We start from the raw sequence: 22,431 nt of genomic DNA on the forward strand, positions 1-22,431 counted from the left end.
CGAAGAGGTTGGTGGCATCCCCAGCGGAGGGAACCGTGTCAGTGGTACCGGACGCCGTGACCCGCGAGGGGACCGCAGGAGCCGCATCGGATAGGTACCAGGGGCTGCACGAGAGAGTGGCACAAGTGGCGGCCCTGTCGCCGCGGAGCGTTGCTCTGCGCAGCGGCGGCCGGGAAGTCACATACGCCGACCTGGACGCGATGTCCACCCGATGGGCCGCGCGGTTGTCCCGGCGCGGCGTGGGCCGCGGCACGCTGGTCCCGGTCCTCCTGCCGCGCAGCGTGGACCTCGTGATCGCCCTGCTCGCGGTACTCAAGACCGGTGCCGCCTTCGCGCTGCTCGACCGGCAGTGGCCAGGACCGCACCTGCGGGCGGTCGTTGACGACCTGCGGGCGGTCGTGGTGATCGACGGCGACGCCCCGATCGACGTGGGCGTACCCGTCTGGACGCCCCCCGCGGAACCGGCGCGGGACAGCCACGACCTCCCCGGCGGCGCGGGTGTGCCGGACTTCCGCCCGGCCGAGGTGAGCGCGGACGAGGCTTGCTGCGTCTTCTTCACCTCCGGGACGACCGGACGGCCCAAAGGCGTCGTGGTGCCGCATCGGGCGATCTCCCGGTTGTTCGTCGACGACACGTTCGCGCGGTTCGACCAGCGGACGGTGATCACGCTGGCCGCGGCGACACCGTGGGACGCCTTCGCCCTGGAACTGTGGGGCGGCCTGCTTCGTGGCGGCACCAGCGTGGTAGTCGAGGAGCCGTTCCTCACGCCGGACCTGCTCCGCCAGGTGATCACCACGGACGGGGTGAACACGGTCTGGCTGACCAGCAGCGTCTTCAACATGATCGTCGACGAGGACCTCCAGGCGTTCGCCGGGCTGGAACAGGTCATGGTGGGCGGTGAACGGCTCTCGGTCTGCCACGTACGGCGGTTCCTGGAAACGCATCCCACCGTCGAACTCACCAACGGGTACGGACCCGTGGAGAGCACGGTCTTCGCGAGCACCCACCGCGTCACCCCCATGGACCATCTGCGGCCGGGTGGAATCCCGCTGGGTGTGTGCGTGCCCGCGACGCGTATCTGCGTGCTGAACGGCGATCGGGAGTGCGGCGACGACGAAGAGGGCGAGATCTGCATCAGCGGCGACGGGCTGGCCATCGGCTATCTCGGCGACCCGGAACTCACCGCCGAGCGTTTCGGCACATACATCCTCGACGGCCGCCCCACCCGGGTCTACCGCACCGGCGATCTCGGGATGTGGCGCTCACCCGACGGACTGCTCGAGTTTCGCGGCCGCGCCGACCGGCAGATCAAAGTACGCGGAAACCGGGTCGAGCCGGCGGACATCGAGCAGGCGATCCTCAACCTCTCGCCGCTCGTCGCGGGCTGTCACATCGTCGCCCGCCGTACGGTGGTCGGGGACACCTACGAATTAGTGGCCTTCTGCGTGCCTCGCGAGAAGGGCGACCCGCTGTCCGGTCTGCTCGGTCTGATCGGCAGCCATCTGCCCGCGTATCAGTGCCCCGCCCGCGTCGTCGTGGTCGACGACTTCCCGCTCAACGATCGCGGAAAGATCAGCGAGGCACGCCTGCTCGAGCGACTACCGGCCCGCACGCCTGTGCTGTGGCCGTCCGCGGAGAGCGCGGACCGACCGCCGGTCGGAGACCTCGCGGAAATGGTCGCCGGCGGCTTCGCGGAGGTTCTGGGCCGCACCGCGGTGCCACGTGACGTGTCGTTCTTCGCCCAAGGCGGTTCGTCACTGGACGCCGCCCGGCTGTGCGCGCGAATCGGTCAGGCGGCGGGTACGGTGGTCCCGCTCTCGCAGTTCTACCGCAACTCCGACGTCGACCGGCTCGCCGCATGGCTACGAGGTGTGATCGACGAGAAGGCACCCGAACCCGAGGCGGAAGGCGAATGCGACCTCAGCCCGGTGCAGACCACGTTCCTCCTGCGTGACGTGGTGCAGCCGGACGGACTCACGAATCATTGCCTGCTCGCCTGGACGCTGACCGGTCAGGCCGACCTGGAGGCGCTGGATCGGGCCGTGGTGGCCGTCCACGAGCGACACGAGGCTCTTCGCGCCGCGTACAAGCTGGAGCCCCGGCCGCACTCGGTGACCACCGACATCGACGCACCGGCGCTCCACGTCCTGCGGCCCACCTGTTCCGTGGAATCCGCGCTGAACGCCCTCAAGGCCGAACTGACCCTGCCGTTCGCCCCCGAGGAGGGCTTCGTATGGCGGGCGGCCGTGGCACCGGTGACGCCGGGTGAAGTGAGCATATTCGGCTGCAGCGTTCACCACGTCGCGTTCGATGGCTGGTCCGAGGCCGTCCTCGCGGACGATCTCAGCCGGGCCTACAACGGCGAGGTCGAGGCCCCGGCGCCTCCGAGTCTCGCCCAGCTCGGCCGTCAGCGGCGCCGGCAACTGGACCGCGGCGACGTCGAGGGACAACTGAGCGCGCTGGCCGAGATGCTGCGTGACGTTCCCACGACCGTCTGGCCGCGGACCGGCCGGCCGATGGCGGCGGCGGGTGTCGGCGTGATCGGCGAACGCCTGTCGCCCTCGGATTACGCGGCCGTGGCCCGGCTCGCGCGTGCCCGCGCCACAACGGCGTTCACCGTGCTGCTGACCGCCTGGGGCGCCGCCGTTGCCGAGGTGCTGGGAACCACCGACACGGTCGTCGGAGTTCCGGTGGCCAACCGGGGACTGGCCGGGGACGAGTTGGCACTGGGGTGCCACCTGGCCGTAGTGCCCATCCGATTGCGCGGCCCGTCGGTGTACCCCGGCCCCGCAGTCACCTTCGCGGACGCGGTGGACGGTGCGAGCCGGCGGGTCGAGGAGGCATTGGCCTGCCAGGACGTGCCCGTCGCCCGGCTCGTCGAGGTGCTGGGACCGGCGCCGCGCGGTCGCCCGCCGATCTTCCAGATGATGTTCGCCCTGCAGGACAACCGGACGGCGAACCTGAGGCTGAACGGCCTCAGCGTGTCGCGGCTGCGGCTTCCGTATCCGGACGTGCCGATGGAGTTGCACTGCGAACTCTGGCCGGCCGAGGACGCGAGCCTGCTCGCCGAGGTGAGCTACCAGGCCGGGGTGGTGCCGGTCGATGTCGCTCAAGCCCTGCTGAGCGTCTTCGCCCACCGCATCCGGACCATCGAGAGCTGACCGGCCGTGGAAAAGCTTTCGCCCAGGTCCGTCGATGCGCTGCTCGATCCCCGGGCGCACGCGGACAGCACCACGGACGAGATCTGGCGCGAGATGCGGGCGGTCCAGCCGGTCGCCTACCACCCGCCGGGCGGCTATCCGGCCTTCTGGTCGGTGACCCGGATGGAGGACGTCCGTACCGTCTACGCCGACCCCGAGCGGTTCAGCTCGACCGGGGGTGTGCTGCTTCGACCGTTGGAGCGCGGTGAAGATCCGGGCACTGGATTGACCCTCGCGCTAACCGATCCGCCACGCCACCGCGGGCTACGGGCCATCCTCGCACCTCACTTCGGCGAGCGCAGCGCGCGCGAACTGGCCGCCCAGATCCGTGCGGATGTGCGAGCCGTCCTGATCCAGGCGGCGGATGAGAACGAGATCGACTTCGCGCACGACGTGGCGGGACGGCTCTCCAGCCTGCTGATCAGCCGGCTGCTCGGCGTACCGGAAGCCGACCTGGAAAACGTCGTGGAGTGGATCGAGGAGGCGTTCGCGGCGGCCCGGCCGATGACGAGCCACGGCCGTCTGACCCGCTATGTCATCGACCTCATGGAACAGCGCGACCGGGAGCCGGCCGCCGACGCCGTGAGCCTGCTGCTCGACGGCGAGGTCGACGCCGAACTGCTCACCGAGACGGAGGTGCTTCTCAACTGCGAGAACCTGCTGGGCGCCTCGGAGAACGCCGGTTTGTCGATGGCGGCCGGAATGGCTGCCCTACTGGCTCATCCCGAGCAGTGGCAGAACCTGCGCGACCATCCGGAGTCCGTCGCGAGCGCGGTGGAGGAGATTCTGCGCTGGGGCAGCAGCGCAACCCACAGCATGCGCACCGCCACAAGGGAGACGGAACTGAGCGGCCATACGATCGGAGTCGGCGACCGCGTCGTGCTCTGGGTACGGTCAGCCAACCGCGACGAGCGCGAGTTCGACCGCCCCGAGACATTCGACATCCACCGCAAGCCGAATCGGCACGTAGCGCTGGGCTTCGGCGAGCACGTCTGCATCGGGCAGGTGATGGCACGTCATCAGACCCGCATCCTGCTGGAGGAACTGCTGACAACGGCACATTCCGTGGAACAGACCGGCCCGATCGTGCCGCTGTCCTCGATCGCCGTCAACGGCCCCGCCCGCCTACCCGTACGGTTGCGGCTCCGGTGACGCATCGAGCTGGCCACCCGCCAGGTCCATGTTGCCGGGATCACCCCGCACCCGACCCGCGCCTGGGTCACTCAGCCCAATCGCCCGAGCGGCTTGCCGAGGCGCTCATGCGTCTCAGCCGCGCAATGTGAGACTCAGGCCGGGAAATTCACGCCGCGGCCGGCCAGTCGCACCCGATCCACCTTTCCCGCAACGGTACGGGGGAGCGCCGCCTCGATGGATATGCGGGTCGGACGCATGCTTGCGGGTAGCAGGTCCGCCAACGACCGTCGGACATCGCGAGTGACGATTCCTGGCTCTGCGACAACGAACGCCGCCAGGTGTACCCGGTCGGGGTCGTCGGCGTCCCGCAGGACGACGGCGGCCTCGGACACGCCGGGGCACCGTTCCAGCGCGGCCTCGACCTCACCGAGCTCGACGCGATGGCCGTGCAACTTGATCTGGCTGTCGGTGCGACCGAGAAACTCCAGGCTGCCGTCCGGGCGGTACCGGGCGCGGTCTCCGGTGTAGTAGCACAGCCGCGGCCCGTCCGGCGTCTCGGCTTCACGAAACCGGTCTCGAGTGATCTCGTCGCGATCGAGGTACCCGAGTGCCAGGCCGGTGCCGTAGAGCAGAATCTCGCCCTCCGACGCCATGCCGGCCAGGCACAGACCGGTGCCAGCCAATGGCTTCCCCAGCGAGATGTTCTCCGGGGAGAGAACGCGCTCGGCAGTCGCCCAGATCGTCGCCTCCGTGGGACCGTAGAGATTCCACACCTCCTTGCCCGCCGAGAGCAGGTTCCGTGCGAGGCTGGAGGTCAGCGACTCTCCTCCGCACCAGAGCCGGCTCACCGGCGAACCAGACCAGTCCAGCGCGAGCACCAAACGCCAGAAACTGGGAGTCGCCTGGATGACGTCGGGCCGGTACTCGTCGACGAGGCGGCCAAACGAGCCGGGATTCAATCGGGTCCGTGCCGGCGCCGCGATGAGGCGTCCACCGACGGTCAACGGCAGGAGCAGCTCGGCCATCGAGATGTCGAAGGACAGCGCTGTCATCGCCATGATCGATTCACCGGCACGCAGCCCGGGAACACCCGCAAGCCCGGCCAGCCGGTCGAGGAGCGCCACATGTGGCACGAGAACGCCCTTGGGTCGCCCGGTCGATCCGGACGTGTACATCACGTAGGCCACGTCGCGCAGGTCGCGCGCCACCCGGTGACCGGTCGGCCGGACCGAGAACTCCCCGTCCGGGGACTCCCGCACGTCCACGGCAGGACGGGCATCCTGCACAATCGACTCGCGATACGCGGGTGGGCTATCGGTGCTCAACGGAAGGATCGCGCATCCGCTCTTCCCGCATGCGAGTGTCGCTATGGCACCCGCTACGGGGCCGTCGGCGGACAATGCCACGATAGCGCCCGGATCGGTGACCTTTCCGATCTGGGCCGCCAGCCGGTCGGCGCGCTCCACCACCTCCTGATAGCGGAGATCCCGTACGCCGCGGATCGCGACCTCGGCCGGTGCCTGTTCGGCCTTGGACAGCACCGCCTGCCATACCGTCGTCATCGTCGCCTCCTGCGCTGATGCCCCGGACCGGTTCAGAAGTAGCCTCCGCACGGGGGCTGCGCGCGTCCGGGTGGACCGCGCTGAGCGCGGCCTCGCCGGCGGCGAGGTGATCCGGATGCGAGGCGCCGATGGGGAAAGTCAACGAACGCAGCGGCCGGTGCGCGAGCGCTAACTCCGGTCGATAGCGGCGGATCTGCCTGGCCGGCGTCTCACGGAGGGACGGATCGGCGGTCAAACAGCCGTCGTGGAATCCGAGAAACTCGACGTTGGCGACGCCCGGACGCGCCGCAGCGGGGCGCAGCTCCGCGTAGCGGGTGGCGATCAACGATGCGGCCGGCTCGTCCGGATCCGCACCACCCTGCGAGCCGTTCGTGTAGATGACGTAAACCACGTGGGTTCCCTCGGATGCCAACCGGCCTGCGGTAGCGCCGAAGCTATATTCGGCGTCGTCGGGATCCGCCGCGATTACCATGGCGCACGAAAACGATCGAGGCGGTGGGCGGGGAAGTCCTCCACCCCCGTGGGAGGGATCTTCGGGCACGGGGCAATGATACCAATGATGTCAAGACCATGCTAAAGATGGTCAATGTGTTCCGCCGATATTTGATGCACCTCGTGGTCGAGGATCAAGGGCTACTACTGTGGATTTCTGGCGTGCCACCGACTTTCTCCATCGTCCAAAATGGATCGTGCGATATCTCCGATCTTCATTCAGCGTGGACGGTGCAGGGTGAAAAATGGCGCGACGTCGTGCCGCGCGTCGACGAACTCCACGCGACGCTACCGGCGCGGGGTCGCCGGCCTGAGGTGTCTCCGGCGGAGGACTTGATTCTTCTCGAGTCCGACGGCCCGATCCTCGACAGATTGATCAACCAAGGCCGCGAAGTTCAGCCCAACGGCCTCTTGTCAACCCGGACCAGGCTGACAATTCGGGCGCTGCCCTCGGAGGCGTCGCCGCCGAGGGCGCCGACCGGCACGCGCTCCGGCGCAATCCCGCCGCCAGGCCGGGCGACTCCAGATCATGGGAAAGATCTGGCTATCGGGGCAGCCACATCTGTCCCATGATCATGGAGTCGCCCGGCACGGAACGCGCCGCCCGGGTCCAGCAGCGATCATGAGCGACAGACGCCAGCCGCACGACTGTGCGGCACCATCCAGTAGCGCAATACCGGGGTGGACAGACGACCGAACGGCTGAACTTCGCGGCCTTGATTGATCAACCAAGACCGGGAAGTTAAGCCGCTGGGGCTGTTGTCAATGGGCTGGTTGATGTGCCGATAGCGATGGCGATGTCGGTGATCCGGTGGATGATCTTCGGGGTTTTCAGGTTCTTGTAGGCGTAACGGGAGATCGGCCGTTTCACCACACGTGGGCTGATCCGGGCGCGTCGGGCCGGTAGCAGGTCAGCCAGCACAGCACGACCGATCGCACCGACCAGGTCGACCGCGATAGTGATCACCCCGACAGCGCGGATGGTCAGATCGCGGGCGGTCTGCACGGCGATGGTGAAGCTGGCCCGGTCCGGGTCGGCCCCGGTGGTGTCCGTGGCCCAGGTCATCGTCTGCCGCAGCGCCTGATAGACGGTCAGCAGTGCGTAGAGTTCCTGATCGACGCCGTCCGGAGTGGTCGAACGCAGCACCCGCCCAGCCAGCAGGGTGTGCTTGATCGCCAGGAAGGTCGACTCGACCTCCCACCGCTCGTGGTAGAGCTCGATCAGCGCCCCGGCCGGATAGCGGCGCTCGTCGGTGAGGGTAGTGACCAGCCGCCAGACACCGGTACGGGTCGAACCATCCGCACAGGACAGCGTGACGACCGCCTCGACCACCCGAACCCGCACCCCAGCCACCACACTGGCGTAGGAACCGTCACCAAGACGGTCCAGCACCGGCAGCTTGCGACTGGACTTGACCCGCAGCAACAACCCCGCCCCAGCGGCGGTGACCTTCGTCATGAACATGTTGGTGTCATAGCCACGGTCGGCCAGCAGCAGCATTCCCGGCCGCAGCAGACCCAGCAACCCCACGGCATAACTGGTCTCACCACTCTCACCACCCACGCCGGTACCGAACACCGCACCGAACACCGCCCGAGTCCCGGTCTCCACCAACGCCACCACCCGCACCAGCGGATACCCCGGCTCACCGGCACGGGCCATCCGCTTGCCGTACACCGCCCGATTCGCCGGCGAATCCGGCACATTCACCGTGGACCCGTCGATCGCCACCGTACGCAGCCCCCGCCACCACGCCCCGACCGTGTCGCGACCCGCCACCGGCCCGGCCAGAGTCTGGAACAACCGCCGCAGCGGCGGCACCCCCACCCGCCGCCGCGCCTGCGCCAACCCCGACGACGACGGACACACCCCCAACCCGGCCACCACACCCAACCCACCGACCAACGCTCCCCACACCCGCCGATACGACAACGAGCCGAACAACCCCAACCCCAACAGCCAATACACCACCACCCGCGACGGCAACCGCCGCACCCGCCGCTGCACCCGCCCCGTCTCGGCCAACACCGCATCCACCAACTCCACCGGCACAGCCCGGGTCAACTCACCCAGATGCCCCGCCGCGAACACCCCCACCGGCACCGACCCGACCCCGGCAATGACAGACTCCTCCGACAACGGGACTCCCCCCACAGGCTGATCTTGATCGACTGCCTGTTCTACCGGAGTCCCGTTGCCTTATCACCCCACCACACCGCAACCACACACCCTTGACAGCAACCCTCACGACTTAACTTCCCGGTCTTGATTGATCAACGAATACTCGCAGGCAGGGTGACCGAACCCTCGTTATGGTTGCCCACGCGTTCCTCACGGTCACCGCCACGAACGCGGAAAAGGGAGCACCGCACCCGACCAAGAGGACTCATCCCTCTCCCTCGGCGAGGCCCGACGTCTCCTGGCACACCTGATCACCACCATCCGACCAGGCGAGCACATCGATCGATGGTCACAATGGCGCCGACGCCATCGGTTCAGGGCCAGAACCAGCCACTACCAGCGAAGAACGAAACAACCGCGGGGCCGTGCGCCATTGCTCGCGCGACTACTTGTGCAACAGCACACTGATGCCCAAAGTGGCGGGCATTGCCGCGGCAGCGAGTAGGACGATGGCCTCAGAGCCGCTAGACCGGCTGGCGAACCAGATGAGTAACACGGATGCGGCAAAAGGTGCAATGGCTGAAAGCCAGCCTTTGCCAGGCGATGAAGTCAAGCGTCGGCCCCCGTATCCGATTCCGGTGATGTTGGCCACGCTCGACTTGCGGCGAAGCCGCCAAGGTCGAAGTCGGCGCGGGAGCGACCAGCAGGTTGGGGCCGTCATGCTGGCACATGCAACGGATGGCGCCGCGCGGACTTGGCCGAGTGGCCACCTCGGCCGCGTTGCCAGGGTGAGCTGGGCCGCGTCCAGCACTGCGGGCCCACGAACGTGCGGCTCGGCTCAACGTCGCCCCAGTTGCGCGGGGCGAGCCCGGTTGAGGCAACATTGCAGACCTCCTCCTCGCTGCAGGAGCGTCGATGGGGAAAGTAATCACATTCAGCGGCGGACGTCAATTGTCACCCATACTCGAAATGGCTCCAAGTTCAATGGGCCTGGTCCGACGGCCGGCGGCTGGCACCACCCTTACCTGATTGATCAATGCATCCTTCGCGGCTGAGTAGACTACCGACTGTGGTTGATTGACAACCGTCAACGCTTGTCGGAGAGTATCACCGGCCACCGGACTGGGGAGGTACGGCCGTGCGACTGCCACATCGTGGTGAGTTGATTGGTCTGGGACAGTTTTTCACGGTGCGGGGCAGTCTTTTCACCGTACTGGTAGCGAAATCGTCGATGCCAAGCACGCGTGGCCGGCGATGAGCGTGAGGCTCTGGGCGCAGCGCAGCAGCCGGAGCAGGGTGCTGCGGGCACGTGCATGGCCAGCTTTGCCGCCGGCCGGGCTCCGGCTCGGCCAGCGAGGGCCGCACCGATGCCGTGCGGCAGATCCTGGAACGGCTGGCTGCGCCGGCGTCGTCTGTCGGTCACGCCGGGTATCTGCTCAACGAACGTGCGCGTCGCGTAATCGGTCACCCGGCAGTTGAACCGCCGAACTCGCAGGATCAGCCAGATCGGCCGCCCGCCGATCGGTACTGGCGGACGACACCCGCCTCAGCCGCCCGGGCAGCCGCGCAGAGGCCAAAGCGCTTCGGCGGACGGGCGCGGTCTTGGCCGTCGACGCAGTACCGGCGGCCCCAGTGCTCGCGTTGGTACGGAGCATCCTCCTGTCCGAGCGCATCCTTTAGCCTGTCGTGGTGCAGAACACGCGATCCCGCCGTCCGCTGCGGGGGTACCTCGGCGCCGTCATCGTCGTTGCGGCCGCCGCCTTCGCCGCTTACCGGATCGGCCCGTGGTCGGTGGCCGCCACCCCTGAGGTCGGCACGCCTCGGCCGCTTGGCACGCCGGTCTCCGTCGGCGGCCGGTCGGTGTCGATAATCGGGGCCGGCGACATCCTGCTGCATCCGGACCTGTGGAACCAGGCGCGCCACGACGGCGGCGGCACGATGGACTTCACCCCGATGCTTGCCGGAGTCCGCGACGCCGTCGGTTCGAGTGACCTGGCACTGTGTCACCTGGAGACGCCGCTGGCCCCGCCGGGCGGCCCGTACACCGGATTCCCTCGGTTCAGCGTGCCGCAGGAAGTGGTGAAGGCGATCAAGTCGACCGGCTACGACGGCTGCTCGACCGACTCGAACCACAGCATCGACCAGGGGTACGACGGCATCAAGCGCACGCTGGACACCTTCGACCAGGCACAGCTAGGCCACAGCGGCACCTATCGCAGCGCGGACGAGGCGAAAAGGCCGAGAATCTATGAGGTCAAGGGCGTCCGGGTGGCGCACCTGAGCTATTCGAAGGACTTCAACGGGCTGCAGCGGCCGGCCGGGCAGGAGTGGGTCGCGAACCTCATCGACCCGAAGAAGATCGAGGCGGACGCCGCGGTGGCCCGGTCTGCCGGTGCCGAGATCGTCGTGGTCAGCCTGCACTGGGGCACCGAGTACGTCCACGAGCCCGACGTCGACCAGCAGACGTGGGCCCGTGCGGTTGCCGGGCTGCGCAACGTCGACTTTGTGTTCGGCCACCACGCCCACGTCGTGCAGCCGGTGGAGGTCATCTCCGGTAAATGGATCGTCTACGGGATGAGTAACCAAATCGCCCGGCATGAGCAGCCGATCAACGAGAACCGGGAGGGCGTGATGGTCCGGGTCACATTTACGCCCGCGGCCGAGGCGAAGCGGTGGAGGATCGCGGCAGTCGAGGCCATTCCGACGTTCGTCGATCTCAATCCGGACATTCGGGTGGTGGACCTTGAACGGGCGTTGGCCGATTCGGCACTTCCGCCTGCTCGGCGGCGCATCTACGAGGCTGCGGTGGACCGGATTGAGGGCTACCTGCTGACCCGCGGCGCCGACCAGGCCGGTTTGATCGTACGCGGCGTAGCGGCGGGCGCACCGACCGCTAGCGCAGTGCCGAACGTTCATCGAAGGTGATCACCTTTGCCTGCCGGATGCGTGTTGTTATAGTCACCGGCGGTCTGGAGGGGCGGAAGACCACGGCGTCGGGGAAGGAGGCGTGGCACCAGTGTCACAGACGCGGTTCACGGCTTCCGGCGACGCGTCGCCGGAAGCTGACGCGCCGCCGGGCCAACTGATCGCCTGGCGCCTGCGGGCCCTGGAGCAGCAGATGCCCGCGGCGGCATTCCCCGCCGGCTCCGCCGCGCCATCGCTGGTGTACCTGTTGGTGACGATGGTCGTCGCCGCCGCTGCGGTGCTCGGTTTCGCCGTCTACGACCAGCGCGGCGTTCCCAGCGCCGTGCGCGACTCGCAACGCGAACTGGTGTCCAACGTCGCCCGCAACGTGAGCCTCGCCTACACCCGGGCCGCTGCCGACCTCGACCGGCATATCGCCGAACTGCGCAAGCCGCCGGTGCCCGCGGATGCCGAGGTGCTGTCGCGGGTCGTCGGCGAGGGGAAGGCCTGGATCGGGGCCGCCGTGGTTCAGACCGCCTCCCGGCAGGCGCTGGTGGCCTCCGGGGTGGCGGTGCCGATCGACCAGTTGCCGACGCCGCTGCCCGCCGACGACACCGTCCCGGTCTCCACCAGTGACGGACCGGCCCTCGTCCGGATTGCGGCGCTCGACGGTCAGCGCACGCTGATGGCGCTCGAACCGCTGCTGATGCGCAACCTGCGGCTCAACCCCGCGGCTCGGCACGGTATCTTCGTAATCGCCCCGGACGGCCATCCGACGCTGATCCAGGGCGTGAACGCCGTCGATGCGGCGTACCTGCCGAAGGTCTTCGACGGGCTGACCCGGTCGCAGCGCGGCCAGAGCCGGGCGGTTGCCGTCAAGGAGTGGCGGGACCGGCAGATGGTGGTCTCGTCGGCGCCGATCGGCGACACCGGCTTCGTCGTGGCGTCCGTCATCATCGCGTCGGTCAGCGACGGCACCTCGCTCGAAGAGGGCCTGCTGCTCGGCTCGTCCCTGCTCGTCGTCGCGTTCCTCGCATTCCTGCTGATGCGGGCGTTCCTGGTCGCGCCGATCCAGACGCTGCTGCGGCAGGCCAAGAACGACGCTTGCGGGGCCGTGACGCTCAATCGCCAGTCGCTGCGCACCAGGGAGGCGTTCCGGATCGCCCAGGCACTGGCAGTCGTGTCCGGAGCCGGGCTGCGCGGCAAGCGGTGGCGGCCGACCACGATGCAGGGCCTCACCGCCGCCGCCCTGGTGGCGCTCGCCTGGCCCGCGGTCGCCGTCGCCACGACGCTGCACGAGCCGCGGCCGTCGCTGCCCGAGCAGCTCTTCTACGACGAGGAGAGCCGGGTCGAGGTGGTGAACAGCGTGCTCGGCAACGCGCTGGACAGCGGCCTGCAGACCGTCTCCCGCATTAGCCTGGCCAACACCAAGACCGGCCCCGCCAAGTTCGAGCCGGTCCTCAAACAGGGCATGGCCAACGAGCACCGCTTCCGGGGTATGTACCTGGTGGACCCCAAGGGCGCTGTGGTCAAGTCGGCCGGCCGTGCGTCGCTGCGCACCGCGGAGCCGCTGCCGGGCGAGGCCGGGATTCGTATCGACAGCTCGATCGATCGACTGCCGGTCATCTACGCGTTCCGCATCGCCGAGGACAACGGCTACGCGGTCGTCGGGGAGTTCGACATCGACTATCTGCTCGGCGTGATGCGCCGGGTCGACGGGCGGGCGCGGGTCGTCGACTCGGATCTGCGCACCGTGCTCGACTCGTCCGGCTACCGGGCGATGCAGCCGCTCGCCGGCGAGGCGGCTCGCAAGGCCGCCATCGCGGCCATAGCCGGCGGCACCGTCAGAGATCAGCGGACCGGTGGCCCGCCGGCCCTGATGGCCGCTACCGCCCTGACCAACCCGCCATCCGTGGCGCACCTGGAATGGGTCGTCGTGGTCGAGCGCAATCCGGCTTCGCTGCAGATGCCGCAGGTAATCATGAATCGCTGGACGCTGCTGATGGCCGGTACCGTGGCCGGCGTCGTCGCACTCACCTTCGTCTGGCAGTTCTTCATCTTCGTTTGGCCGCTGCAACGCCTCGCCGCATCCGCGAACCGCATGCGCGCGGGGTCCTTCGACGAGCCGGTCCCCCCGCAACGCCACGACGACGTCGGAGCGATCGCGATGTGTCTGGAGATCTGCCGCCAGGTCCGCCACACCGGATCCGCCCGGTTCGGTGGCGCCATCCGGCTGCGGGGCTCCGAGGAGGACTTCACCGCAGTACATCCGCGCATTCCCGGCCAGCGCGGCGCCAACCGCGCCGCGAAGGTGTGACCGTGCTCTACCTCTACACAGTCTTCAGCCTGTGCTGCCTGGTGCTCCTCCTGGCCGGCATGATCGAGCAGCGCAACCATGAGCGCAATCTCCGCAGGATCCCGAACCGGGTGCTGGTCAACGGCATCCGGGGCAAGAGCTCCATCACCCGGTTGTGTGCCGGCGCCCTACGCGGCGGCGGGCTGCTCGTCGTGGGCAAGACCACCGGGACGGCCGCCCGGTTCATCTTCCCCGACGCCAGCGAGGAACCGGTGCACCGTAAGTTCGGCATCGCCAACGTGGTGGAGCAGATCGGCATCGTGCGGCGGGCCGCGACGTACCATCCCGACGCGCTCGTCATCGAGTGCATGGCGGTGATGCCCGCCCTCCAGGAGATCAACCAGACGAAGCTCATCCGCTCGACCATCGGTGTGCTGTGCAACGTGCGCGAGGACCACCTCGCCGAGATGGGCCCGACCCTCGACGACGTCGCCCGGTCCCTCAGCATGTCGATGCCTGCCGGCGGCGTGTGCGTCACCGCCGAACGCGACCGGCTGGCGATCCTGCAGCAAGAGGCGGACAAGCGCAACTGCCGCCTCGTCGCGGTCGACCCCGAGTCTGTGACCGACGAGGAGATGGCGGGCTTCGGCTGGATCACGTTCAAGGAGAACGTCGCCATCGCCGTCGCCGTCGCCGGCCTGCTGGGCGTAGACCGGCGCAGCGCCCTCGCCGGCATGTGGGACGCGCCGCCGGACCCGGGCGTGCTGTCGGTGGTCCGGGTGACCGCCGGCGACAAGCGGATCCGATTCGCCAACGTGTTCGCCGCCAACGACCCCGAGTCGACGCTGATGAACATCCAGCAGTTGGAGCGGCAGCACCTCATCGCCCGGCCGCTCACCATGGTGATCAACTGTCGGCCCGACCGGGTCGAGCGTAACGGGCAGATGGGCACCTTGTGCGGCGAGGTGCGGCCGGACCGGATCGTGCTGATCGGTGAACCGACCCGCAGCGCCCGGGCAAACATCCCGTCCGAACTGCAGGACCGCGTCGTGGACCTCGGCGGGAAACTCGAGCCGGAACGTCTGCTCGACGGCGTCATGGCGGCCACCGCGCACGACTCGTCGATCGTTGCGGTGGGTAACATCCACGGCCAAGGGGAGGTACTGATCCACGAACTAGCCGCGCTGCCTAGCTGGGCACCCGACGAGCGCCAGCGGCAGATGCCACCGATGCCGCGCACCCCCAACACCGGTGGTCAGCGGATCATGACCCGCATCCCGACGCAGAGAGGGATTCATCGATGATCTTCGGAGGGGAGCTCAGCGCTCAGCTCGCCACCGCGACCCTGGGTATCGGGCTGGTGTTCGCGCTGCTGTGCTACCTCACCACCAACCTCTCGCCCGGCGGCATGATCACGCCCGGCTGGATAGCGCTGGCCCTCATCGAAGATCCGCTGCAGGCCGCCATCGTCGTCGTGATGACCGTGGTCACGTACTTCCTCACCAGGCTCCTGCAGCGCCTCGTCATCCTGTACGGCAAGCGCCTCTTCGCCGCGATCGTCCTGCTCAGCGTCTTGCTGCAGATGACCGTCTTCGTCATCGTCCAGCGAGACCTGCCGCTGCTGTTCGCCCACCAGACGCTGGGTTTCGTCGCCCCGGGGCTCATCACCTACCAGCTTGTCCGCCAGCCACCACCGGCGACCATCATGGCCACGACGATCGTCACCGGCATGACGTTCGGGGTGGCGTTCAGCGGCATCGTCGCCGGGCTCGTCCCGGTTACCTGAGCTGCCATGAACTACTACCCGTACACCCGCCGAGGCGCGATGACGTTCGTCAGCGCCGCCTTCGTGTTCATCGTCGGTGTCACCGCCGTCATCTACAGCGCGGTCCGGCTCACGCAGCCCGTACCGGTCGAGATCAGCCTGGGCATCGCGGACACCGGCACCGTCTCCTCGTCCGGCTACACGTTCCGCCGACTGTCCGACCCACCCCGCACGGAGGTTCTCGGACCCGACGGCGCCCGCGTCGCGGTTATGACCGACGGTACCCGGACCGTGCATCTGACCGGCCCGACGAGGACGTTCACCGAGCCGCACTTCACCGCCGCGAAGATAGTGAACAACGTCTATGTCCGCCTGGCCCCTCAGGTCTGGCAGGCCGGGGCCGAACAACAGCCGTGGTTCGCCGGGTGGTTCGCCTCCGCGCTTGCCGACCCGAAGCCCGACGTACTGGCCGTCGCGATGGAGTACACCTACGGCGCGCCGCCGAAGAAGGCCGACAACGGCCTGCAGTACGCCGGCGATGCCGAGTTCGGGCCGCTGTCCAGTTCCGACCGCGACGGCCGGGCGGAAAACTCCGACTTCTACGACTACCTCGGCGTGCCGTGGACCTTCCCCGACGGCAGCAAAGTGAAGCCGGCGCCGGATCACCTGCACAGCCTGGACTGTTCCGGCTTCATCCGCATGGTCTACGGCTACCGGATGGGCTATCCGCTCCGCGGCACCAACACGCCGGGTCCGGGGCTACCGAGGCGCGCCTACGCCATCGCCGAGTTCGGACCGGGGGTGGCCGTGATTCCCAACACCGGCAAGCGACCCGAGCATCTGGACCGCCTGCAGCCCGGCGATCTCGTCTTCTTCTATGGCTCACCCGAGATCGACGCGGACGGTGCCGACCGCCCCACCCACATCGAGCACTCCGGCATCTACCTCGGCATCGACGACCGCGGCCACTACCGCTTCATCTCCAGCCGGGTCGGCGCCAACGGACCGACCATGGGCGACTCCGGCAGCGAGGCCACCCTCGACGGCACCGGCCACTTCGCGGCGAGCCTACGCACGGCACGGCGCATCTGAGGCCGGCCCGCGGCGTAGGCCGGCCGGCGGTCACCGCCGCTACCCGTTTACAGGCAACCAGCAATCGCGTGGACCACGACGTCGCGGCGCTGCGGGTCGCCGCGGACGGCCCAGCCCATCTCCAGGTGCACGAACTGCGCACCGATCTCGTCGGCGGCCTTGCCCTGCACATTGGTCGTGCCTTCCAGCCGGCCGCACTTGGCCGCCCAGGCCCGGCAGACGACCAGACCGGCGCCCTGCAGCCCGTTCGCCAGGTCGCGGGCGAGCGGAATGGCCCGACCGGCCCCGGTCGACACGACGACCTGCGCGTCGGGCAGGTTGTTGTCGGCGAAGCCATGTAGCTGGATCTGCTTCAGACCGCCCTTGGCGAACTCCGTCGCCAGCACGTTGAACATCGACTTGTCGTTGTGCGCGACGTCCGCAGCGCCGTCCGCGGCGGCCCGGTGCGCGCCCGCCACCAGCAGGACGCTGCCGGGCACGAGGTGGTACAGCGCCACGCCGATCTTGTCGGTGTTCGTGTCGAAGCCCGGATGCGGTACCTCGAGCACGAACCGCAGCGGCGCCGACCGGTCGATGAGCACGACGCCCCACGCCGGTTCGGCCGTCGGGCTCGTGCTGTACATGCTGTACCGCCGCCCGGTGGCCGAGTCGACGCCGTGCGCCGCGGTGTATCCGAGCCGGCCGAACGCCGCATCGAGGTCGGTCACGTTGTCCGGCTGGGCGAGCAGCAACTGCGCGGCGTCTCGCCCGCGCGACCGCTCGACCTGGTCGGGGTCCCGGTACGGCCCGTCGCGGGCCAGCAGCGCCGTCCGGCCCTCGATCAGCGCGCCCGGATCGTCGGACGGCCCCGTCGCCGGGGCGGGCCGTGCCGTCGCCGTACACCCCGCCAGCACCGCAATCAAAACGATCACGAGCATGATCATCAGCCTGGGCTTGTCACCTGGATAGCGGGCTGCGGTGAAGAACACTGCCCGAGGTTAACCAACGCCGTCCCGGCAGGACGCTCCGACCCACGGCTTACGGCTACGGTGTCGAGCCCGACCGCGCGGTATGGACCAGGGCGGCCTCCGAACCATCATCAGCCGGCTACCGACCAAACTCGACGCGACAACCGACAACCCGGCCGAGAGCCACGACTCCCGCCAGGAAGGTTTCATCCCGCATCCGCGGAGCCGCGGGATCGTGGTGCGTCGCCGTGGACCGTGAGACGCGCTGATCCGCTGCATCCCGCGTCCGGGTGTCCGCGCGCCAGGTCGAGAAACAGGGCCGCGGACCAGCCGAAGCCGGAGGTCGCACGGCCGGCGCGCTGACCGGTGAGCGGATTCCAGTACTCGTAGATACCGCCGCCGTCACGCACCATGGCCAGCGTTCGCTGCCGCAGCTCGTCGGCCTCGGCGGCAAAGCCGGAACGGCGCAGCCCGTCGATCAACAGGTAGTTGATGTTGAGCCAGACCGGGCCGCGCCACATGCGTTCCGGGTCGAACGCGGCGTCGTCGAAGGCGACGGTCGGCACGGGCCGGTCGCCCCAGAAGCTGGCCGAGAGGAGGTCGTCGACCAGTGCGCGGGCGATGTCGGCAGGTAGTCGCCCGGTGAACAGCGGCATGAGCCGCAGCGGGGTCTTCACCGGTACCTCGGAACCGCCGGCGAGCGTGACGAAGCGGTTGCCGTTCCAGCGCCGGGCGATCATGAGCGCGGTGAGGCGCTCGGCGGCCTCCCGATGCTCGTGACCGTCCAGGCCGAGCGCGTCCGCGATGTCGGCGAGCACGTCGAACTGATGCACAAGGTAGGAGTTGAGGTCCGGCGGCTCGGCGCGCGGACCGTAGTCCCAGATCGGGCTGTCGTCGAGCCCCGACGAATAGGGGTGCAGGTACTCGGCCAACCCATCGCCGTCCGGATCACTCGCGGCAAACCACCAGTGCTGTGCCGCGACAAGCTTCGGGTAGACCTCGCGGAGGAACTCGAGGTCGGGCGCTACCGTATGAATCTTCCAGACGGCCCACGCGGTCAGCGGGGGCTTCGTCACCGGAACAGCGACATGCTCCGGCCGTGCGCCGTTGGCCGTGCCGACGTGCTGCGCGAGCCTGGCATGGTCGCTCTGGGGCAGATCGGTGGTCTCGTACAGTGCGCCATGGTCGTGCACGACGTCCGGGATCATCCCGTCCGGCCGTTGACTGTCGAGCAGGATGCGGATCTGCTCGCGGGCCAAGGCGGGGTCCACGTGCCGCAGCGCGATGGCGTGGAAGTAGGAGTCCCAGTTCCACAGGGCGACATAGCCGTACTTGGACGGTACTACGCCCACCCGGTTCTGAATGGTGAGCTGGTTGATGCCGAGCGTCCACCAGGCCATCGCGGCCCGTTCGCGCAGATCCGCGCGCGTCGGCGGGAGCAGATCGAACCACTTCTGCCAATCGCCGCCCAGCACGTCACCGTCGTTGAGATGCCCTGTCAGGACGAAATGCCCGTCGATCGCCGCGCCACCGCCGTCCCACACCGCCCGGGCGTCCTGCCCCGCCAGCACCAGCGTGTCCGGGTTGGCGAAGGCGAGGCGCACGCCGCCGTCGAACTCGATACCGCCGGGCCGCGCGCGGCGAATCGGAAGTTCCTCGCCGCCGCGATAGACCCGCAGCCCTGTGAACAGCGTGGTCTGGGAGAGCGGCGTCTCGTACTCGGCGCGTGCGATCCACAGTGAGCCGTTCTCGGCCCGCATCACCAGCAACCGTGACAGCCGGTCGGTGAAGGGGCGCTCACGCAGGTCGAGCTCGAACATCGGCTATCGCTCCTGTCGTTCAGCGACCGCCCAGACCGGACGCCGCCAAGCTGTTGATGATGCGGCGCTGGCCGATCAGGAAGGCGATCAACATTGGCACCACGGTGACCACGTTCGCGGCCATGACCAGGCCGTATGACGTCATGTCGTGCTCGCCGACGAACTGCGCGACCAGCATCGGCACGGTGAACAGCTCCCTGGTGTTGAGGAAGATCAACGGGAAGAAGAAGCTGTTCCAGCTTCCGAGGAACACGATGATCCCGAGCGCGCTCAGTCCGGGCCGGATGTTCGGTAGCACGATCCGCCAGAAGATGCGCCAATGGTCTGCGCCGTCGATGCGGGCCGCGTCTTCCAGCTCGGCGGGGACGGCGAGGATGAACTGCCGGAGCAGGAAGACCGCGAACGGGTTCACGATAGCGGGAACGATCAGCGCCAGATGGGTGTCGACCCAGCCGAGCCTGGTCATCATCAGGTAGAGCGGCACGATGGTCACCTGGACCGGCACCATCTGGGTGGCCAGGAACAGGCCGAACAGCAGGCCGGACCCCCGAAACGTGATGCGGGCGAAGGCGTACGCGGCCATGGCCGAGGTGACCAGCGTGCCGGCCACGGTGAGCACGGCGATGTAGAAGCTGTTCCAGAACGCCGCCGCGAACGGGCCGGTCGACAGTGCGTCACTGTAGTTCTCGGCCCGCCATGGGCGCGGTATCACGTCGAGTGGTTGTTGAGCATCTGCTGATCGCTCTTGAAGGAGGTCAGGAGCATCCAGACGAACGGGAAGAGCATCGTCAGGCCGCCCAGGACGAGCGCACCGTGCAGGAGCACCCGGCCGGGCCGGATCCTGCGGAGGGGCCGCGCTAAGGCCGGTGTGGTCATGGCTAATCCTCGTAGTGGACGAAGCGCTTCTGTGCGCCGAACTGGATGAGGGTGACCGCGACGGTCAGCACCAGCAAGATCAGGGCGGCGGCACTCGACAGGCCGAATTGGAACTGCTGGAACCCCAGGTCGTACACCTGGTACACGATGGTTCGCGCCCCGTCGTTGTGGGCCGGATTGGCCAGGACGTAGACCGATTCGAACGCTTGGAAGGAACTGATCACAGAGACGACCGTGATGAAGAACAGGGTCGGGGAGATCAACGGCACGATGATCGAGCGGAACAGCCGTACCGGACCGGCGCCATCCATCCTCGCCGCCTCGATGAGCTGCGGCGGGATCGTCTGGAGCCCGGCGAGGAAGATCACCACGTTGAGCCCCATCGAGGACCAGACCGTGACGATGGCGACGGATACGATGACCCACCGCTCGCTGTTGAGCCAGTCGGGCAGGGCGATCCCGAACCAGTCCCGCACGGTGCTGTTCAGGATGCCGTAGTCGCCGGTGGCGAGGATCGACTTCCACATCACCGCGACGGCGACCGAACTGGTCACGACCGGCAGGAAGTAGATCACCCGGTAGACCGTCTTGCCGCGTACGCTGTTCAGCGCGACTGCGACCAGCAGCGCCGAGCCAACTCCCAGCGGGACCGTGAGCATGCCGAGTTTGACCGTGTTCCAGACCGCCCGGCCGAACTCCGGGTCGGAGACCTCGGCCCGGAAGTTGTCGAATCCGACCCACGACGATTCGGTGAGACCGTCCCACTGTAGGAAGGCGAGCACGACGGCGAAGCCGAGTGGGAACAGCAGGAATGCCAGCAGCCCGGCGAACTGTGGTGCGAGGAAGAGCGCGGCCCACCACTTGTCGCGTCTGCGCCAATTGGCGGGCCGCCGCCCGACGAGCATGGTCATCCGAGTCTTCCGCTGACGAGGGTCTGCAACTGGGTCATGCCCTCGTCGAAGCCGACCTTGCCGGTCCACACCTTCATGAGCAGGTCGTTGATGTCGGCCGTCAGCTTCGGCACCGCGACCTCCTCGGGGTAGTTCGCGAAGCCCGTGTCGCGGACGTCGAGGAAGGTCTTGGCATGCGGCGGGTAGTTCGCCGAGGTCACGATGCTCTCCGCGCCCTTGATCGACGGAACGGCGCCACCGGACTTGAGGCGGATCGCCTGGCCTTGCGCGCTGACGAACTCCGACAGGAAGAGGAACGCCTCGTTCGGATGCGCGGAGTTCTTGTTGAGCGAGAGGTAGGACGCCGCGACGGCGCCGCGGATCGGCGCACCGGTCTGCGACGGGAACGGCACGATGTCGTAGTTCGCCAGGTTGTCGTTGCCGCCCTTTTGCAGACTGTCGACGACCCAGCGCCCGCCGGCGTAGAAGCCGGCCTTGTGCTTGACGAACTGCGTTGACGCGCCCTGGCCGTCGGGCAGGTTGTCGGCGACGAGGAATGTGCCGTTCTGGTAGCCGTTGGCCAGCGTCCGCAGCGCTTCCCGCGACTTGGGATCGGTGGTGGCCACGAACTTGCCGCCGTCGTAGACCTTGCCGCCGAAGCCTCCGATCATGCTGTACGTCGAGCCGTACCAGTTCCAGAAGATCGAGCCGGCCTTGCCCGCGGTCTTGAGCTTGGCGTTCATGTCGAGGTATTTGGCCATCGTCCACTGACCGGCCTCGTTGAGCTTGGCCGGGTCTTCGGTGATGCCCGCCTCGGCGAGGGCCTTCTTGTCGAACCACAGCACCTCGGGGTTGCAGTCGTTCGGGACGCCGTAGATCGCGCCGTCCTTCTTCGCGCCCCCGTAGAGGCCCTCGAAGAAGTCCTCCGGCTTGCTCTTGCTGCTGTCACTCTTGAGCCGGTCGTCGAGCGGGGCGAGCACGCCGGCCGCGACGAACCGGCCGACGTTGTCGTCGCCGACGTAGAACACGTCGGGCGCGGTCTTGGACGTGAGCTGGGTCAGCAGCTTGGGGTGGTAGTTCTCGTACTCCGGCACGGCCTCCAGCTTCAGCGTGATGTTGGGGTGGCGCGTCATGAAGTCCTTGCTGAACTAATCCATGAGGCTCAGGTCTTCGGGCGTGCCCCAGGTCGCCCACCGGATGGTGACCTTTCCCCCGGAACTGCCGGAGTCGCCCTTGCTACCTGTGCACGCGGCGGTCGCAACCATGACTAAGGCCAGGATCGCGATGAGCTTCTTGTTCATCGTCGAACTGCTCCTCAACGGGATTGTGGA

At 68.1% G+C, this 22,431-nt stretch carries 17 protein-coding genes and 1 pseudogene; 8 read left to right on the forward strand and 10 right to left on the reverse strand.

Annotation, left to right across the window (positions count from 1 at the left end):
• Positions 1–125 precede the first annotated feature (125 nt).
• Entirely contained in the window at positions 126–3,161 is a 3,036-nt protein-coding gene (locus Drose_RS14585; RefSeq protein WP_260728733.1) for an AMP-binding protein, read from the forward strand.
• A gap of 234 nt (positions 3,162–3,395) precedes the next feature.
• Positions 3,396–4,352: a cytochrome P450 gene (locus Drose_RS14590; RefSeq protein ID WP_260728734.1), complete on the forward strand. Its 957-nt coding sequence runs from the start codon at positions 3,396–3,398 to the stop codon at positions 4,350–4,352.
• 134 nt (positions 4,353–4,486) lie between these two features.
• On the opposite strand, the gene Drose_RS14595 is transcribed toward Drose_RS14590, so the two are convergent.
• Both Drose_RS14595 and Drose_RS39055 read right to left on the reverse strand, forming a co-directional pair.
• Entirely contained in the window at positions 4,487–5,875 is a 1,389-nt protein-coding gene (locus Drose_RS14595; protein WP_260728735.1) for an amino acid adenylation domain-containing protein, read from the reverse strand.
• A 157-nt stretch (positions 5,876–6,032) separates the two neighbouring features.
• Positions 6,033–6,368: pseudogene (locus Drose_RS39055) on the reverse strand (PIG-L deacetylase family protein); the annotation flags it as partial.
• A gap of 107 nt (positions 6,369–6,475) precedes the next feature.
• Here Drose_RS39055 and Drose_RS14600 point away from each other — a divergent pair.
• The gene (locus tag Drose_RS14600) at positions 6,476–6,961 is read left to right on the forward strand and encodes a hypothetical protein (protein ID WP_260728736.1); all 486 of its coding nucleotides are present in this window, start codon (positions 6,476–6,478) and stop codon (positions 6,959–6,961) included.
• Positions 6,962–7,130: 169 nt separating this feature from the next.
• On the opposite strand, the gene Drose_RS14605 is transcribed toward Drose_RS14600, so the two are convergent.
• Positions 7,131–8,528 carry an IS4 family transposase gene (locus tag Drose_RS14605; RefSeq protein WP_260722692.1) on the reverse strand — a complete coding sequence of 466 codons (1,398 nt, stop codon included), beginning with the start codon at positions 8,526–8,528 and terminating at the stop codon, positions 7,131–7,133.
• Positions 8,529–10,370: 1,842 nt separating this feature from the next.
• Here Drose_RS14605 and Drose_RS14610 point away from each other — a divergent pair.
• The 5 genes from Drose_RS14610 (at position 10,371) to Drose_RS14630 (ending at position 16,567) form a co-directional block, all read left to right on the forward strand.
• Entirely contained in the window at positions 10,371–11,435 is a 1,065-nt protein-coding gene (locus tag Drose_RS14610) for a CapA family protein (protein WP_260729720.1), read from the forward strand.
• A 91-nt stretch (positions 11,436–11,526) separates the two neighbouring features.
• Positions 11,527–13,731, forward strand: coding sequence for a HAMP domain-containing protein (locus Drose_RS14615; protein WP_260728737.1), 2,205 nt, complete (start codon positions 11,527–11,529; stop codon positions 13,729–13,731).
• Between the two features lie 2 nt (positions 13,732–13,733).
• The gene (pgsB, locus tag Drose_RS14620; RefSeq protein WP_260728738.1) at positions 13,734–15,014 is read left to right on the forward strand and encodes a poly-gamma-glutamate synthase PgsB; all 1,281 of its coding nucleotides are present in this window, start codon (positions 13,734–13,736) and stop codon (positions 15,012–15,014) included.
• Positions 15,011–15,496, forward strand: coding sequence for a poly-gamma-glutamate biosynthesis protein PgsC/CapC (locus Drose_RS14625; RefSeq protein WP_260728739.1), 486 nt, complete (start codon positions 15,011–15,013; stop codon positions 15,494–15,496). Before pgsB ends, Drose_RS14625 begins: the two co-directional genes overlap by 4 nt.
• A gap of 6 nt (positions 15,497–15,502) precedes the next feature.
• Positions 15,503–16,567 (forward strand): C40 family peptidase, encoded by a 1,065-nt coding sequence (locus Drose_RS14630; protein WP_260728740.1) that lies wholly within the window; start codon positions 15,503–15,505, stop codon positions 16,565–16,567.
• A 47-nt stretch (positions 16,568–16,614) separates the two neighbouring features.
• On the opposite strand, the gene Drose_RS14635 is transcribed toward Drose_RS14630, so the two are convergent.
• The 7 genes from Drose_RS14635 to Drose_RS14665 form a co-directional block, all read right to left on the reverse strand.
• Positions 16,615–17,484, reverse strand: coding sequence for a hypothetical protein (locus tag Drose_RS14635; RefSeq protein WP_260728741.1), 870 nt, complete (start codon positions 17,482–17,484; stop codon positions 16,615–16,617).
• A 236-nt stretch (positions 17,485–17,720) separates the two neighbouring features.
• Complete coding sequence (locus tag Drose_RS14640; protein ID WP_260728742.1) at positions 17,721–19,334, reverse strand: amylo-alpha-1,6-glucosidase; 1,614 nt, start codon at positions 19,332–19,334, stop codon at positions 17,721–17,723.
• Positions 19,335–19,353: 19 nt separating this feature from the next.
• The gene (locus Drose_RS14645) at positions 19,354–20,046 is read right to left on the reverse strand and encodes a carbohydrate ABC transporter permease (protein WP_260728743.1); all 693 of its coding nucleotides are present in this window, start codon (positions 20,044–20,046) and stop codon (positions 19,354–19,356) included.
• Positions 20,043–20,210, reverse strand: coding sequence for a hypothetical protein (locus Drose_RS14650; protein WP_260728744.1), 168 nt, complete (start codon positions 20,208–20,210; stop codon positions 20,043–20,045). Before Drose_RS14650 ends, Drose_RS14645 begins: the two co-directional genes overlap by 4 nt.
• A 2-nt stretch (positions 20,211–20,212) precedes the next feature.
• The gene (locus Drose_RS14655) at positions 20,213–21,121 is read right to left on the reverse strand and encodes a carbohydrate ABC transporter permease (RefSeq protein WP_260728745.1); all 909 of its coding nucleotides are present in this window, start codon (positions 21,119–21,121) and stop codon (positions 20,213–20,215) included.
• A complete protein-coding gene (locus Drose_RS14660) occupies positions 21,118–22,233 on the reverse strand; it encodes an ABC transporter substrate-binding protein (protein ID WP_260728746.1) in 1,116 nt (371 codons plus the stop codon). Before Drose_RS14660 ends, Drose_RS14655 begins: the two co-directional genes overlap by 4 nt.
• A 15-nt stretch (positions 22,234–22,248) precedes the next feature.
• Positions 22,249–22,401, reverse strand: a complete 153-nt coding sequence (locus Drose_RS14665; protein WP_260728747.1) for a hypothetical protein — start codon at positions 22,399–22,401, stop codon at positions 22,249–22,251.
• Positions 22,402–22,431 lie beyond the last annotated feature (30 nt).

This window comes from Dactylosporangium roseum (assembly GCF_025264685.1).
Classification (GTDB): Bacteria; Actinomycetota; Actinomycetes; order Mycobacteriales; family Micromonosporaceae; genus Dactylosporangium; species Dactylosporangium roseum.

Bases quoted from the DNA above. Each gene is read 5' to 3' on its own strand.
- Drose_RS14660 (WP_260728746.1), bottom strand. From the start codon at position 22,233: ATGACGCGCCACCCCAACATCACGCTGAAGCTGGAGGCCGTGCCGGAG.
- Drose_RS14665 (WP_260728747.1), bottom strand. From the start codon at position 22,401: ATGAACAAGAAGCTCATCGCGATCCTGGCCTTAGTCATGGTTGCGACC.
- Drose_RS14640 (WP_260728742.1), bottom strand. From the start codon at position 19,334: ATGTTCGAGCTCGACCTGCGTGAGCGCCCCTTCACCGACCGGCTGTCA.
- Drose_RS14600 (WP_260728736.1), top strand. From the start codon at position 6,476: ATGGTCAATGTGTTCCGCCGATATTTGATGCACCTCGTGGTCGAGGAT.
- Drose_RS14635 (WP_260728741.1), bottom strand. From the start codon at position 17,484: ATGCTCGTGATCGTTTTGATTGCGGTGCTGGCGGGGTGTACGGCGACG.
- Drose_RS14625 (WP_260728739.1), top strand. From the start codon at position 15,011: ATGATCTTCGGAGGGGAGCTCAGCGCTCAGCTCGCCACCGCGACCCTG.
- Drose_RS14655 (WP_260728745.1), bottom strand. From the start codon at position 21,121: ATGACCATGCTCGTCGGGCGGCGGCCCGCCAATTGGCGCAGACGCGAC.
- Drose_RS14650 (WP_260728744.1), bottom strand. From the start codon at position 20,210: ATGACCACACCGGCCTTAGCGCGGCCCCTCCGCAGGATCCGGCCCGGC.
- Drose_RS14630 (WP_260728740.1), top strand. From the start codon at position 15,503: ATGAACTACTACCCGTACACCCGCCGAGGCGCGATGACGTTCGTCAGC.